General features: G+C 46.8%; 16 protein-coding genes. 15 read left to right on the forward strand and 1 reads right to left on the reverse strand.

The window, feature by feature from the left end:
- Positions 1-41 precede the first annotated feature (41 nt).
- Both TOCE_RS05200 and TOCE_RS05205 read left to right on the forward strand, forming a co-directional pair.
- Positions 42-827, forward strand: a complete 786-nt coding sequence (locus TOCE_RS05200; protein ID WP_013275846.1) for a patatin-like phospholipase family protein — start codon at positions 42-44, stop codon at positions 825-827.
- A complete protein-coding gene (locus tag TOCE_RS05205) occupies positions 824-1,828 on the forward strand; it encodes a YlbL family protein (RefSeq protein ID WP_013275847.1) in 1,005 nt (334 codons plus the stop codon). The genes TOCE_RS05200 and TOCE_RS05205 overlap by 4 nt, the downstream gene beginning before the upstream one ends.
- Here the strand turns inward: TOCE_RS05205 and TOCE_RS05210 are convergent.
- Positions 1,810-3,072 (reverse strand): nucleotidyltransferase, encoded by a 1,263-nt coding sequence (locus tag TOCE_RS05210; RefSeq protein WP_013275848.1) that lies wholly within the window; start codon positions 3,070-3,072, stop codon positions 1,810-1,812. The genes TOCE_RS05205 and TOCE_RS05210 overlap by 19 nt on opposite strands.
- Before the next feature lie 177 nt (positions 3,073-3,249).
- Between TOCE_RS05210 and pta the strand changes: the two genes are divergently transcribed.
- The 13 genes from pta to fabF all read left to right on the forward strand — a co-directional run bounded on the left by pta (position 3,250) and on the right by fabF (position 14,091).
- On the forward strand, positions 3,250-4,248 hold the full coding sequence (gene pta, locus TOCE_RS05215; protein WP_013275849.1) for a phosphate acetyltransferase: 999 nt from the start codon (positions 3,250-3,252) through the stop codon (positions 4,246-4,248).
- Positions 4,249-4,274: 26 nt separating this feature from the next.
- The gene (locus TOCE_RS05220) at positions 4,275-5,465 is read left to right on the forward strand and encodes an acetate/propionate family kinase (protein ID WP_013275850.1); all 1,191 of its coding nucleotides are present in this window, start codon (positions 4,275-4,277) and stop codon (positions 5,463-5,465) included.
- Between the two features lie 69 nt (positions 5,466-5,534).
- Positions 5,535-6,053, forward strand: a complete 519-nt coding sequence (locus tag TOCE_RS05225) for a YceD family protein (RefSeq protein WP_013275851.1) — start codon at positions 5,535-5,537, stop codon at positions 6,051-6,053.
- A gap of 11 nt (positions 6,054-6,064) precedes the next feature.
- On the forward strand, positions 6,065-6,247 hold the full coding sequence (gene rpmF, locus TOCE_RS05230) for a 50S ribosomal protein L32 (protein ID WP_013275852.1): 183 nt from the start codon (positions 6,065-6,067) through the stop codon (positions 6,245-6,247).
- 153 nt (positions 6,248-6,400) lie between these two features.
- Positions 6,401-6,976: a transcription factor FapR gene (gene fapR, locus TOCE_RS05235; RefSeq protein ID WP_013275853.1), complete on the forward strand. Its 576-nt coding sequence runs from the start codon at positions 6,401-6,403 to the stop codon at positions 6,974-6,976.
- On the forward strand, positions 6,973-7,974 hold the full coding sequence (plsX, locus tag TOCE_RS05240) for a phosphate acyltransferase PlsX (RefSeq protein ID WP_013275854.1): 1,002 nt from the start codon (positions 6,973-6,975) through the stop codon (positions 7,972-7,974). Before fapR ends, plsX begins: the two co-directional genes overlap by 4 nt.
- The gene (locus TOCE_RS05245; protein ID WP_013275855.1) at positions 7,971-8,957 is read left to right on the forward strand and encodes a beta-ketoacyl-ACP synthase III; all 987 of its coding nucleotides are present in this window, start codon (positions 7,971-7,973) and stop codon (positions 8,955-8,957) included. The genes plsX and TOCE_RS05245 overlap by 4 nt, the downstream gene beginning before the upstream one ends.
- Before the next feature lie 21 nt (positions 8,958-8,978).
- Positions 8,979-9,815 (forward strand): DegV family protein, encoded by an 837-nt coding sequence (locus tag TOCE_RS05250; RefSeq protein ID WP_013275856.1) that lies wholly within the window; start codon positions 8,979-8,981, stop codon positions 9,813-9,815.
- A gap of 17 nt (positions 9,816-9,832) precedes the next feature.
- A complete protein-coding gene (gene fabK / locus TOCE_RS05255) occupies positions 9,833-10,780 on the forward strand; it encodes an enoyl-[acyl-carrier-protein] reductase FabK (RefSeq protein ID WP_013275857.1) in 948 nt (315 codons plus the stop codon).
- 5 nt (positions 10,781-10,785) lie between these two features.
- Positions 10,786-11,727, forward strand: coding sequence for an ACP S-malonyltransferase (gene fabD, locus TOCE_RS05260; protein WP_013275858.1), 942 nt, complete (start codon positions 10,786-10,788; stop codon positions 11,725-11,727).
- The gene (gene fabG / locus TOCE_RS05265) at positions 11,727-12,473 is read left to right on the forward strand and encodes a 3-oxoacyl-[acyl-carrier-protein] reductase (protein WP_013275859.1); all 747 of its coding nucleotides are present in this window, start codon (positions 11,727-11,729) and stop codon (positions 12,471-12,473) included. The genes fabD and fabG overlap by 1 nt, the downstream gene beginning before the upstream one ends.
- Positions 12,474-12,541: 68 nt before the next feature.
- On the forward strand, positions 12,542-12,775 hold the full coding sequence (gene acpP, locus TOCE_RS05270) for an acyl carrier protein (RefSeq protein WP_013275860.1): 234 nt from the start codon (positions 12,542-12,544) through the stop codon (positions 12,773-12,775).
- Between the two features lie 71 nt (positions 12,776-12,846).
- Positions 12,847-14,091 (forward strand): beta-ketoacyl-ACP synthase II, encoded by a 1,245-nt coding sequence (gene fabF, locus TOCE_RS05275; protein WP_013275861.1) that lies wholly within the window; start codon positions 12,847-12,849, stop codon positions 14,089-14,091.
- The last annotated feature ends 10 nt before the right edge of the window (positions 14,092-14,101 follow it).

A 14,101-nucleotide genomic window follows, 5' to 3' on the forward strand; every position in this document is an offset into this window, starting at 1 on the left:
GGTAAAATTTTAATATTCGTTTTCAAAGGGGTGAGCGGGATGTGAAAACAAGACCTGTCGTCGGGCTCGCCCTAGGATCGGGGGCGGCAAAAGGTTATGCCCATATAGGTGTAATCGAAGTGTTAGAAAAGCACAGAATACCCATAGACATCATCACCGGTTCAAGTATCGGCAGCCTTATAGGTGCACTTTACGCCTCCGGCATGAGTGTTGATTATATAAAGTCCATGGCATACCATATAAAAAGAAGGCACTGGCTTGATATTTCTTTTCCCAGAATGGGATTAATAGCTGGCAATAAAGTGGAAAATATGTTAAAGCTTCTCACCGGAAACAGAAATTTCGATGAACTAAAAATTCCTCTGGGTGTAGTGGCCACTGACCTTCGCTCGAAGAAGTCGGTTCTGATAAGAGAGGGAAATGTAGCTTCGGCTGTCAGAGCCAGCATCGCCATACCCGGTATCTTCTGTCCAATGATAAAGGACGGAATGGTGCTGGTGGATGGCGGAGTGCTGGAAAGAGTTCCCGGACAGGCGGCCCGGGCAATGGGTGCAGATATAGTCATAGGAGTAGAGCTCGGCTTCAACGGGAAGAGCTCACTGGATAATATTTATGATATCCTAATTCGGACTTTTGAGGTCATGGGGGAAGAACTTCAAGCGCTTAAAGGTTATGATTGCGACGTTCTTATAACCCCTAACCTCAAAGGTGTTAATCCTATGGCCTTCGGTGAGCCTGAACGATGCATTCAAGAGGGAGTCCGAGCAACCGAAGCCGTCGTGCCTAAAATTTTATCTCTCCTTGAAGGGAAGGTCGACAATCGATGACGAAAAATTCTTTTTTGAAGCGACGATCAATACTGGTAGTAACGTTAATAGTTCTGTTAGCAGTAAATTTCTACGTAGCGAACCATTACACCATTGTGGCTCCTGGAGTAACGCTGAATCTTAAAGAGATCGTCAGAGTGGAAAACGGCATCGATGATGAAAAAGGTGTCTTTTTTTTGACAACGGTATCCACGAGACCTTCAAATATCCCCCTTTTAATTTACTCCGCATTGCATCCACACGTCAGCGTAGAAAAAAAGGAGCGCCTGGTTCCGCCGGGCATGGATATGAAAAAATACAGGGAATATATGACACAGTGGATGGAAGAAAGCCAAAAAATTGCTGAAGTCGTAGCGCTGAGGAGGGCGGGATACAAGCCGCTGATAATGGGAAAGGGAGCTCGGGTTGTGGAAGTAATGGAAAATAGCCCCGCGCGGGGCATCATTATGCCTGACGATATAATCACCAAGGTGGACGGGATAAAGGTTAATCTTGCCGAGGAAGTAGTTAATATAGTAACCAGACACCAGGTAGGAGACGCGGTCGATATAGAAATCGAGAGAAACGGAAAGCGGATACCTTTAAAGGTAACTACGGTAGAGAGCAAAACCCAAAAGGGAAAACCTATGATCGGAGTTTTAATAACGACCCTTGACTGGAAGCCGGTGCTGCCCGTGAAGATAGATATAAATACGGGTGATATAGGCGGACCTTCGGCGGGATTAATGTTTACACTGGAGATATTAAACCAGCTGACACCGGGGGACTTAACCAAGGGCCGTAAAATTGCAGGTACAGGCACCATAAGCCTAGATGAGCAGGTGGGAGAAATCGGTGGTGTGGCTCAAAAGGTGGCTGCTGCTTACAGAGACGGCGCCGAAATATTTTTCGTCCCAGAGGAAAACGCCCGGGATGCATTTTTAGCTGCCCGGAAGCTAGATATAGAAATCGTACCAGTTAAAACCCTGAAGGATGCGCTCGACTACCTTGAAAAATTATAATGTATTATTTTTTTGTAAAAATCCGTACCGCCCCGTCGATTAGATTTAGAAGGTTTTGCAAGAGAGTATATATCGGAGGCCAATAGGTCGATTTCAAACATCCGCCGGGCGGGATTTTCTAAATTTTTGTATTCGGCGGTTCTGGTAATGACAGGCAGCCTGCTTTTTTCTTTAATCTTTCTTAGAATTTCGGCCCCCTTTTGAGAAAAACCCAGCACCCTTATGTACAGCGGGGTTCTGCTGGAGACCAGTTCCCCTTCTATATTGAGCAGGATGTGGGTCAAAATTCGCTGGATTCTGGTCTCGGGGTATCTTTTGGCCTTTATTTCGTTGACTAATTCGGCTAAACTTGAAGCTTTTTTAGCGGCACGTTTTATGCGGTTCTCCAACCCTTCTTTAATGTCAAAAATTAAAGAAATATCTTCTTTAAAACTTCGCCGCAGGATGCCCAGTATCAAAAGCTCAAAATCCTCATAGAATACAGGGCCGTTACCCGATGAAATTTCTCTTTCTATGATTTCGATGCAATGGGAAGGTAAGGCGAAAACCAGTTGGTTTAAAGCTTCTTTGTGCCGATTTTCCCTGAGAAAATGCCTGATGCTCGAAGCGCTTGAAAATTTCCCTTGCAGGCTTTTTTCGTGATAGCCGGCACCTTTCCTCAGCACCGGAAGGATTTCCATGTCGATTCCCAATTTATTTATTGCTTTGACATATTCAACTCCGAGGATGAAATTGGGCTTTTTTAAAAGACCAGATAGTAGCTTAAGTTTGTCATAGGGGATCTGGGAAGATAAGAGGTCGAGCGCGGCTTTTTCCCTTGCTGCCGGAAAAGAAAATCCTTCCTTTAAATATTTTTTTATCAAAGCTTTAAAGAGCGGAGATTCCTCAGCGAAAAACTTTCCAATGAGATTCAACTCTTCAATCCTATATTCTTCTATGCCGAAGCTCAGGTAATTTACCAGCCCCGTTGAGCTCAAAAGCTTTACGGAAGCTTCGGCAAATATTTCAGCTGTTGATGTTGCAAAACAGGTAGGAATTTCCACCACCAGATCGGCGCCACCGCCGAGAGCCATTTCGGCCCTAGCCCATTTATCGAAAACGGCGGGCTCCCCTCGCTGGACAAAATTCCCGCTCATAGCGCATACAATCGCGTCCGGATTGAATTCGGACCTAATTTTGCTAAGATGGTACATGTGACCGCTGTGGAAAGGATTGTATTCGGCAATAACACCTACTATTTTCATCCTTTTACCTCCATCGAATCGCAGTTTATATTATATAACAAAAAAATTTTTTTAAAAGGCAGGAAATATGACTTTTATGTAGAATTTCTTTTTGTATTTTAAGGGCTTGTATTTAGGCCTTTTTTTGTTATATTTATTTATGGAGTGAAAAAATTTAAGGAAAGGAGTAAAAATACTATGGATTTGATCCGAAAAATAAGGGAACGGGCCAAATCTACCAATAAAACTATTGTTCTCGCTGAAGGCGTTGATGAGAGAGTAGTTCGGGCGGCAGCTATAATCCGGGAGGAAAAGCTGGTGAATGTGGTGCTGCTGGGGAATGAGAATAAGATAAAGGAAGTAGCCGCAGATGTAGACCTTTCCGGTGTCGAAATTATAGACCCGGTGGCTTCACCCAAAGCCGAAGAGTATGCGGCACTTTTGTACAATCTCCGCAAGGAAAAGGGGATGACCGAAGAAAAGGCACGGGAGCTGGTTAAAGATCCAATCTGGTATGGCACGCTGATGGTTAAAGCCGGGGATGCGGACGGTATGGTAGCGGGAGCCATTACCGCCACAGCTGATGTGTTCAGGCCGGCTTTTCAGATCGTAAAGACCGCGCCGGGAGTCAGCGTCGTATCCAGCGCATTCATGATGGTGGTGCCTAACTGCGAGTACGGCGCGAACGGCGTAATTCTCTTTGCCGATTGTGCCATCAATCCGAACCCCAATGCCCAGCAGCTGGCTGAAATAGCCATCGCATCTTCAAGAACATGGAAAGCTCTTATGGACGAGGAACCATACATAGCTATGCTGTCGTTTTCCACTCGTGGAAGCGCCCAGCACGAACTGGTAGAAAAAGTAACGGAAGCCACCAGGATTGTTAGGGAAAAAGCTCCTGAATTAAAGGTTGACGGCGAAATACAGGCTGACGCGGCCTTGGTTCCGAAGGTAGCTAAAACAAAAGCCCGGGACAGCCAGGTGGCTGGTCGTGCCAATATACTGATTTTCCCGGACCTCAATGCCGGCAACATAGGATATAAACTGGTGCAGCGCCTTGCAAAGGCTGAAGCCGTAGGACCCATCAGCCAGGGCCTTGCTATGCCGATAAACGACCTGTCGCGGGGATGCAGCACCGAAGATATCGTAAATGTGGCAGCCATAACAGCTCTCCAGGCTTCGAGCATGAATCTATAAATAAAAGTCGGTTGAGGAGGTTAATTATGAAGGTACTTGTCATAAATTGTGGAAGTTCTTCCCTGAAATATCAGCTTTTCAATATGGAAAATGAGACTGTACTCGCCAAAGGATTGATTGAGAGAATAGGCCTTGAAGGTTCAATGCTCAAGCATCAGCCGGCCGGTAAGGATAAGGTTGAAATAATGGTTGAAGTTCCCAACCATAAAGTTGCGGTAAAATTGATGCTGGATGCCCTCGAGCACGAAGAATACGGAGTTATTAAGGATACTTCCGAGATAAGTGCGGTAGGTCATCGGGTTGCCCACGGTGGAGATAGGTTCTCCAATTCGGTAAAGATTGATGACAATGTTATGAATGAGTTGAAAAAATGTATACAGCTTGCTCCATTGCACAATCCACCGAACATTTGGGGAATTGAGGCTGTCAGGGAGATACTGCCTGATGTCCCGATGGTAGCAGTGTTTGATACTGCTTTCCATCAGACAATACCCGAATACGCTTATATTTACGGTATTCCTTATGAACTCTATGAAAAATATTCTGTAAGAAGATACGGTTTCCACGGTACCTCTCACAGGTACGTATCAATGAGGGCTGCAAAAGTGCTTAACCGCCCCCTGGAAACCTTAAAGCTCGTTACACTTCATCTCGGCAACGGGTCCAGCATATCGGCGGTTGAAGGCGGGAAGTCTGTAGAAAACAGCATGGGATTCACACCTCTTGAGGGTCTAACCATGGGTACCCGCTGCGGCTCCATTGACCCGTACATACCGCTCTTCATAATGGAAAAAGAAGGAGTTCCTTTAGAGAAGATAAATGATTATCTAAATAAAAAGTGCGGTGTTCTAGGAATTTCAGGAGTAAGCAGCGACTTTAGAGATATCGAGCAGGCTGCCGAAGAGGGTAATCGGAGGGCAAAGCTGGCGCTGGAAGTTTTTGCATATCAGGCCAAGAAGTATATCGGCGCTTATGCCGCAGCAATGAACGGTCTGGACGCAATAGTTTTTACGGGTGGCATAGGTGAAAATTCTTCTACCGTAAGGCGTATGATATGTCAGGGTATGGAATATTTCGGGATCAAAATCGATGAAGATAAAAACAAAATCAGAGGTCAGGAGGCCGATATATCGGCGGATGATGCGCGCACAAAGGTCCTCGTCATACCCACCAACGAAGAACTAATGATCGCCAGGGATACCGTTGCACTGATATAAGCCTTGACAGTAACCTTCGGTCCTTTTATAATTAAATGAGTTAAGTATTTCGAATGAAGGTGAATTTAATTGGAACTCTCTATCGCAGACATAAAGCAGAGGGTTGGTGCAGCGTACGATTTTGATGTAGAGGAGAAGGTAGAAGGACTGGAGTTCAAAGGAGAGAGGATAGAATTTGTGGCTCCGCTCAGGGTGAGCGGCAGGGTTGAGAACCTAGGGAAAAAGCTTTACGGGGTTACCGGTGTAATACATGCCATCATCGAGGATCGGTGCTACAGGTGCCTCGCAAAAACCCAGGTTAACCTGAAGATCGATTTCAACTTCAAATTCAGTGAATCTCCTGAAAAGTACAGGGAAGAGGAAGATGAAGTATTTCCAATAGAGGAAGATACTATCAAACTCGAAACTCCCGTAATTAACGAAATAATATTAAACCTGCCCAGCAAAGTGCTGTGCTCGCCCGATTGCCGGGGATTTTGCCCCGACTGCGGTGCAGATCTTAATAGCGGAGAATGCAGTTGCAACGAAACAAAAATTGACCCGAGATTGCGGGTGTTACAAAAATTGCTGGATACAAGCAATGATTAGGAGGTGCTAGAATGGCAAATCCAAAACGCAGATTTTCCAAAGCCAGGACAGCAAAACGCAGGGCCCAGTGGAAGCTCACATTGCCGTCCATCAACCGGTGCCCTCACTGCCATCATGTAAAGATGCCTCACAGGATATGCCCCAACTGCGGGTATTATAAAGGCCGCCAAGTAGTAAAAGTGGAAGCCGAGTAACAACGCGTAAAAGGGAGAACGTACTCAAGAAGTATGTTCTCTCTTTTGTTTTTATCCGTTAAATTTTATTTTTTCAAGGTTGATTTTGGTTTTTAAATAATATATACTTTTAATAGCTGCTCCTAAAAGCAACTATTATTGAGGGTGATCATATTGTTTAAAAAAGGGTTGTCAAAAAAAGAAAGGCAAAAGGAGCTACAGACATTGCTTGCTGATGACCCTTTTTTAACCGACGAAGAACTAGCGGAGAGGTTTAACGTCAGCATCCAGACCATAAGGCTGGACCGGATGGAGCTTAAAATCCCGGAGCTTCGTGAAAGAATAAAAGCTGTAGCTCAGGAAAACTACTCCAAAGTCAGAGCGATAGGTATAAAAGAAATCGTCGGGGAACTGGTAGATCTAGAACTGGGCAAAAGGGGTATTTCTGTATTGGAAACCACTGAAGATATGACTTTCGAAAAAACCAAAATAGTGAGGGGAGAATTCATATTTGCCCAGGCAAACTCGCTGGCCATAGCTGTAATAGATGCAAACGTAGCTCTGACGGGAGTTGCCAATATAAAATACAAATCTCCCGTATTCGCGGGGCAGAAACTCGTTGCAAAAGCGGAAGTTACTAGGGTCAGGGGCAATAAACAGTTCGTGTTTGTAAGGGTGTATGAAAAGCAGCGGGAAGTGTTTCGGGGTAAGTTTATCCTGGTATCATTAGATGGCGAGGTGAATGTATGAAGATTATTGTAGATGCCATGGGAGGAGACAACGCCCCGAAGGAAGTGGTTTTGGGTGCTTTAGAGGCGGTTAAAAACCTGGCCGTGGACGTCGTCCTGGTAGGCAATGAAGAAAAAATCCGGTATTATATGGCGACCCCGGTGCCGAAAATCGAAGTGGTGAATGCCGCTGAAGTTATAGGTAACGATGAACCGCCCGTGGCAGCAATCAGGACTAAAAAGGATGCGTCAATTCCCAAAGGCTTGAAGCTGCTGAAAGAAGGACGAGGTAACGCTATGGTTTCCGCCGGGAGTACCGGCGCCCTAATGGCCGGCGGTCTTTTCATCCTCGGGAGGTTTGAGGGTGTTGACAGGCCTGCCATTGCAACCCTGGTTCCTACCAGAAAAAAGCCGACGCTATTGCTGGATATCGGCGCAAACAGCGATTCAAAACCCAGAAATCTCGTCCAGTTTGCCGTCATGGGGAGCGTCTACAGCAGGGAGATCCTGGGCGTTGAGAACCCCAGAGTAGGATTGCTCAACATAGGCGTCGAGGAAGAAAAGGGGAATAGTGCCGTTAAAACGGCTTACGGGCTATTGAGAGAATTAAAGGATATCAACTTCGGGGGAAACGTAGAAGCCAGGGACTTTTTCGATGGCCATTTTGACGTGGTAGTGTGCGACGGATTCGTGGGCAACATATTCCTCAAGACCGTTGAAGGTTTCGGGAGCTTTTTGCTGGACCTGTTAAAAACCGAAGTCAAAGGGAAATTTACATACTCACTAGGAGCCCTTTTGATAAAGCCGGCTTTAAAAGCCGTCAAAGCCAGGATGGATTATTCCGAATACGGTGGGGCGATGTTTCTCGGTCTTGACGGAATTCTTATAAAATGTCACGGTTCGTCGGACAGAAAGGCGATATTCAACGGTATCAAGCTGGCAAAACAGTTTGCTGAAAGTAACGTACATTTAAAATTGAAAAAAGCGCTTTTAGATATAGAAGGAGAGATATCATCTTGAAAAGGGCTGGCATTATAGGTTTGGGCTCCTATACTCCGGAAAAAGTACTTGCAAACAGTGATCTGGAAAAGATGGTAGAAACTTCAGATGAATGGATAAAGACCAGGACGGGAATTTCTTACCGACGGATTGCCGGCGAAGATACTGCTACCTCCGATATAGCTGTGAAAGCATCGCTCAAGGCCCTGGAAAAGGCAGCCATGGATCCAGAGGAACTCGATTTGATCATAGGAGCAACGGTAACTCCTGACATGATGTTTCCGTCGACCGCATGCGTCGTTCAGAGAAAGATAGGAGCGTTCAGGGCAGCAGCGTTCGACCTGTCGGCCGGATGCACCGGTTTTATATACGCCCTGACTATCGCTACCCAGTTTATCAAAAACGGCACATACAGAAATATTCTTATCTTTGGAGCCGAAACACTTTCAAAAATTGTTGACTGGCAGGACAGGAATACGTGCGTGCTGTTCGGAGACGGTGCCGGAGCAGCCGTAGTGAGCGAGGTTGAACAGGGAGGAATTCTGGAGAGCCTTCTGGGAGCCGATGGAAGGGGAACAGACCTGCTTTTTATGCCTGCAGGTGGTTCTAGGGAGCCCGCTAGTATTGAAACGGTCAGGGAACGGAAGCACTATATTAAAATGAACGGCAACGAGGTATTTAAATTTGCAGTAAAGATTATGGAAGTAGCTACAAGACAGGTGGTTGAGAGTGCCAACCTTACCACGGATGACGTGGATTTTATAATCCCGCACCAGGCGAATATGAGGATTATCGATGCAGCCATAAAAAGGCTCAACATTCCTAAAGAAAAGGTTATGGTCAACCTGGATAGATACGGCAACATGTCTGCCGCATCGATTCCGGTAGCCTTGGACGAAGCCGTTAGGGAAAAACGAATTAAAAAAGGTGATAAGGTAGTGGTGGTTGGGTTCGGAGCCGGCCTTACCTGGGGAGCTAATCTTATAGAGTGGAGTTTCGACTGAAATGGATTGGCAGGTGAGCTTATGGGGTCTGTAAAAATAGTGACCGACAGCACGGCGGACTTACCGCCCGATATGGTGGAGAGGTACGAAATCGGCATAGTGCCGTTAAAAATATTTTTCGGGGATGAAGAATACAGGGATGGTATTGATATAACGCCCGATGAGTTCTATAAAAAGTTGAGGACATCGCCCCATCATCCCCGAACATCCCAGCCGTCTCCTGCCGAGTTTGTCGAATGCTATGAAAAACTGGCAACGGATGCTACGCACTTAATTTCTATCCACCTGTCTAGTAAACTGAGCGGAACCTACAATTCCGCCATTGTGGCCGGGAGCATGGTTGATATTCCAGTGGATGCGGTGGATTCACAAGGAGCGTCGATGGTACTGGGATTTATGGCAATAGAAGCGGCCAAAGCGGCCCGGGAAGGTAAACAACCGGGTGAGATCCTCGATAAAGTAGAGGGTTTGAAAAAGAGAATCCGGATATATTTTTTGGTGGACACACTCGAGTACCTGCAAAAGGGCGGCAGGATAGGAAGAGCTGCGGCGTTTCTCGGAAATCTGCTCAATATAAAACCGATGCTTACTTTTGAAGACGGCCTGATAACTCCTGTGGAAAGAATCCGGGGAAAATCAAAGGCGCTCAATAAGCTGGTGGAAAAAGTTTCTCAGGAGGCGGCCAAAGGACCACTTACGGCTGCCGTTGTACATTCCGATTGCCTTGAGGAAGCCTTGCGATTTAAAGAACTCATCGAAGAAAGATTTGAATTCAGAGAGCTTTACCTCACTTCTCTGGGGTGCGTTCTGGGGGCTCACACAGGGCCGGGCCTCATAGGAATCGTATATTACCACTAGTTGTTAGGGGGAGTCCGATGTTCCACACAGAAATATGCGATCTGCTGGGGATAAAATACCCGATAATACAAGGAGGAATGGCCTGGGTCGCCACCGCCGAACTGGCAGCGGCTGTCTCCAATGCCGGTGGTCTAGGCGTAATAGGGGCGGGCAAAGCACCGGCTGAGGCTGTAAGGGAAGAGATCAGAAAAACCAGATCCCTGACGGATAAGCCCTTTGGGGTTAACGTATATTTTATGTCTCCTTTCGTGGATGAAGTAATGAAGGTAATCATCGAAGAAAGAGTCCCAGTAGTGACCACCGGAGCCGGGAACCCGGGCAAATACATAGCCAGCCTGAAGGAAGCCGGGACCAAAATAATACCGGTAATTGCATCAGTCGCCTTGGCCCAGAGACTTGAAAAAATAGGTGTGGATGCGGTTATCGCCGAAGGCATGGAGTGCGGTGGTCATATAGGAGAAATCACGACTATGGCTCTGGTACCCCAGGTGGTTGATGCCGTTAAAATCCCGGTAATAGCTGCCGGAGGTATCGCGGACGCCAGAGGATTCCTTGCCGCTTTAGCCCTGGGAGCGAAGGGTGTTCAAATGGGTACCAGATTCGTGTGTTCGAAGGAATGCACAGTCCACGAAAATTACAAACAGGCCATCATCAAGGCTGGAGACCGGAGTACCGTGGTAACCGGGAGGTCTACCGGGCACCCGGTAAGGGTGTTGAAGAACAAACTGGCGAGAAAGTTCGAGCTGCTGGAGCAAAAGGGGGCTGACTTGAAAGAGTATGAGGCTCTCGGAGCGGGAAAACTGAAAGCAGCGGTAGAAGGCGATGCGGAAAACGGTTCTTTGATGGCAGGGCAGGTAGCCGGCCTTGTAAACGAAATTAAACCAGTAAAAGACATAATAGAAGAGATTATAAATGCTGCCAGTATGCTGCTGGATGAAATGGCGACCGGCCAAAAGTGGAGGTAGTGTTGATGGGAAAAGTGGCGTTTTTGTTTGCCGGGCAGGGTGCCCAGTATGTCGGTATGGGTAAAGAGTTGATCGATAATTTTGAAACAGCAAGAAAAATATTCGACATGGCCGACGAAGTATTGGGTTATAAAATTTCCGAAATTTGTTTTAACGGTCCTGAAGAAAGGCTGAAGGAAACCGCCAACACCCAGCCGGCCATTTTGACTCACAGCGTAGCCTGCTACTTCTTACTGAAAGAAGAAGGAATAGTCCCCAACGTGGTGGCGGGGTTGAGCCTGGGAGAGTATTCTGCCCTTGTAGCTGCAGAATCCATAGACTTCGAAGAAGCGGTGCCCCTTGTGCGCAAGAGAGGCATATATATGCAGGAAGCCGTGCCGCTGGGTCGGGGAGCCATGGCCGCAGTAATCGGCCTCGAAAAACAGGAGGTGCTCAGAGTTTGTGAACTTGCTTCGGAAGCAGGGATAGTGGAAGCCGCTAATTTCAACTGTCCGGATCAGATAGTTATTTCCGGGGAAGTGAGAGCTGTCGAAAAAGCGGTAGAGATCGCCAAGGGAAAGGGCGCCAGGAAAGCCGTCATGTTGCACGTAAGCGCACCCTTCCACTGCAGCCTGCTTAAGCCGGCGGGTGAAAAGCTTGCCGTGGAGCTGGGCAAAGTCCACATAAAATCTGCTAAAATTCCCCTGATTTCAAACGTAACTGCGGACCCGGTTTCCGACGGTGCCACAATAAAGGAACTTCTGGTAAAACAGGTGAGCTCTCCGGTACTCTGGGAAGACAGCGTCAACAAAATGAAGGAAATGGGAGTGGATACTTTTGTGGAGTTAGGTCCCGGTAGAGCGCTTTCGGGGTTTGTCAAAAAAATCGACAGAAGCCTGGTTACCCTAAACGTGGAGGATGTGGAATCCTTGCGCAAGACCATAGCTTTCTTTAGGGGGAGAAAATAATGGACTTATCGGGTAAAATTTGTATAGTTACGGGAGGTTCTAGAGGGATAGGTAGGAGCATAAGTATTAAACTAGCCCGGAGCGGAGCTAACGTAGTAGTGAACTATAAGACAAATGAAAAATCAGCTCTGGATACCGTGGCCGAGATAGAAAGTTTCGGCGGCACGGCAATGGCCTACGGGGCCAACGTTGCCGATTACAATCAGGCCGCCAGGATGGTTGAAGACGTTTACCAAAAATTCGGCCGAATAGATGTACTTGTGAACAATGCCGGAATAACGAGGGATGCGCTGATACTACGTATGAGCGAAAAAGATTGGGATGATGTGATCAACACCAATTTAAAGGGCCTTTATAATACCACAAAAGGTGTTGTAAAGTATATGGTTAAGCAGCGGTGTGGAAGGATAATTAACATTTCCTCGGTAGTCGGTATATATGGCAATGCAGGGCAGGCAAATTACGCTGCTGCTAAAGCGGGAATAATAGGATTTACTAAAGCGCTGGCGAAGGAATTGGGCGGCAGAGGCATAACCGTAAATGCCGTTGCCCCGGGATTCATAAAGACCGACATGACGTCGGAGGTGATTCAGAAAACTTCAGAGGAAGTCATAGCTGAAAAAATTCCCCTTAAGAGATTGGGAAAACCCGAGGATGTGGCAAGCCTCGTAGCTTTTTTGGCATCCGAAGAATCTAGCTACATAACCGGCCAGATTATCGCTATTGACGGTGGACTTACTTTATAATATCTTAAAATAAGGAATAAACTAATGGAGGCAATGAGACTTTCACTCCATAGAAGGGGGGTGAATCAATGGAAATTCTGGACAGGGTAAAGAAAATAATTGCCGACCAGTTGGGCGTCGATGAAGATGAAGTGGTACCCGAGGCTTCCTTTATCGACGACCTGGGGGCAGATTCACTGGATATTGTGGAATTAATTATGGCTTTTGAAGAAGAATTTGACCTTGAAATCCCCGATGAAGACGCAGAAAAGATCAAAACCGTTCAAGACGTGATAGATTACATAAAAAATCGTACATCATAAGGTTGATCGGTAAGTCCCGTGAAGTTTTCGCGGGACTTACTTTAAATAAAGCTTTGCTTGGGGGCGAAAAAATGCAAAAACAGCGCGTAGTCATAACAGGGTTAGGAGTGATATCACCCGTCGGAACAGGAAAAGATAAGTTCTGGAAATCCCTTCTGGAAGGAAAATCCGGAATTGATTATATAACACGCTTTAATTGCGATGAATTTCCCACCAAATTCGCCGGGGAGGTAAAGGACTATAACCCGGAGGAATATATTGAGAAGAAGGAATTGAAGAGGCTGGATCGTTTTGCACAGTTCGGCATTGGAGCTGCGAAAATGGCCATAGATGACGCAGGCCTTGATTTGTCCTCCGTTGATGCAACTAGGGTCGGGGTCGTTTTGGGGTGCGGAATAGGCGGAGTAGAAACCTGGGAGGAACAGCATAGAGTTTTGATTGAAAAAGGACTAAAGCGAGTCAGCCCGTTTTTCATCCCGATGATGATATCCAACATGGCCGCAGGCCAGATCTCGATGTTTTTCAACCTCAAAGGACCCAATTATACGGTCGTTACCGCATGCGCTTCGAGTACCACGGCAATAGGCGAAGCCTTCAGGATACTCCAGAGGAACGAAGCGGACGTTATGATAACGGGCGGAACGGAAGCCCCAATTACCCCACTATCTCTGGCGGGCTTTTCTTCAATGAAGGCCCTATCTACCAGAAACGAAGATCCGTCCAGGGCCAGCCGTCCTTTTGATAAGGACAGAGACGGCTTCGTTATGGGAGAAGGGGCAGGTATCCTGGTAATGGAAACGCTGGAACATGCATTGAAAAGAGGAGCTCGAATATACGCTGAAGTTCTGGGATACGGATGTACGGCTGATGCCTACCATTTGACCCAACCGGCTCCCGAGGGGGAAGGAGCGAAAAGAGCCATGCTGGCGGCTATCAGGGATGCGGGAATACAACCTGAAGAAATAGATTACATTAACGCCCACGGTACCTCCACTCCGCTGAACGATAAATATGAGACGATGGCCATAAAAGGAGTATTCGGAGAACACGCATATAAACTGCTCATTAGTTCCACCAAGTCCATGACAGGGCATCTTCTCGGGGCAGCAGGAGCGGTGGAAGCGATTGCGTCTGTAATGACGGTATATACCGATGAGGTGCACCCCACCATCAATTATGAAAACCCGGACCCGGAATGTGACCTAAATTATGTGCCGAATACTCCCGTCAAGAAAACGATCAACGTGGCGCTCTCGAACTCCATGGGATTTGGAGGTCACAACGCTACCATAATAATAGGCAAGATAAAAAATTAAAAGAGGTTTA

This window comes from Thermosediminibacter oceani DSM 16646 (assembly GCF_000144645.1).
Taxonomy (GTDB): domain Bacteria; phylum Bacillota; class Thermosediminibacteria; order Thermosediminibacterales; family Thermosediminibacteraceae; genus Thermosediminibacter; species Thermosediminibacter oceani.

What these genes read in the sequence shown, in the direction of transcription:
- TOCE_RS05205 (WP_013275847.1), top strand. Translation starts at nt 824, where the DNA reads ATGACGAAAAATTCTTTTTTGAAGCGACGATCAATACTGGTAGTAACG.
- TOCE_RS05210 (WP_013275848.1), bottom strand. Translation starts at nt 3,072, where the DNA reads ATGAAAATAGTAGGTGTTATTGCCGAATACAATCCTTTCCACAGCGGT.
- pta (WP_013275849.1), top strand. Translation starts at nt 3,250, where the DNA reads ATGGATTTGATCCGAAAAATAAGGGAACGGGCCAAATCTACCAATAAA.
- TOCE_RS05220 (WP_013275850.1), top strand. Translation starts at nt 4,275, where the DNA reads ATGAAGGTACTTGTCATAAATTGTGGAAGTTCTTCCCTGAAATATCAG.
- rpmF (WP_013275852.1), top strand. Translation starts at nt 6,065, where the DNA reads ATGGCAAATCCAAAACGCAGATTTTCCAAAGCCAGGACAGCAAAACGC.
- plsX (WP_013275854.1), top strand. Translation starts at nt 6,973, where the DNA reads ATGAAGATTATTGTAGATGCCATGGGAGGAGACAACGCCCCGAAGGAA.
- TOCE_RS05250 (WP_013275856.1), top strand. Translation starts at nt 8,979, where the DNA reads ATGGGGTCTGTAAAAATAGTGACCGACAGCACGGCGGACTTACCGCCC.
- fabK (WP_013275857.1), top strand. Translation starts at nt 9,833, where the DNA reads ATGTTCCACACAGAAATATGCGATCTGCTGGGGATAAAATACCCGATA.
- fabD (WP_013275858.1), top strand. Translation starts at nt 10,786, where the DNA reads ATGGGAAAAGTGGCGTTTTTGTTTGCCGGGCAGGGTGCCCAGTATGTC.
- fabG (WP_013275859.1), top strand. Translation starts at nt 11,727, where the DNA reads ATGGACTTATCGGGTAAAATTTGTATAGTTACGGGAGGTTCTAGAGGG.
- acpP (WP_013275860.1), top strand. Translation starts at nt 12,542, where the DNA reads ATGGAAATTCTGGACAGGGTAAAGAAAATAATTGCCGACCAGTTGGGC.
- fabF (WP_013275861.1), top strand. Translation starts at nt 12,847, where the DNA reads ATGCAAAAACAGCGCGTAGTCATAACAGGGTTAGGAGTGATATCACCC.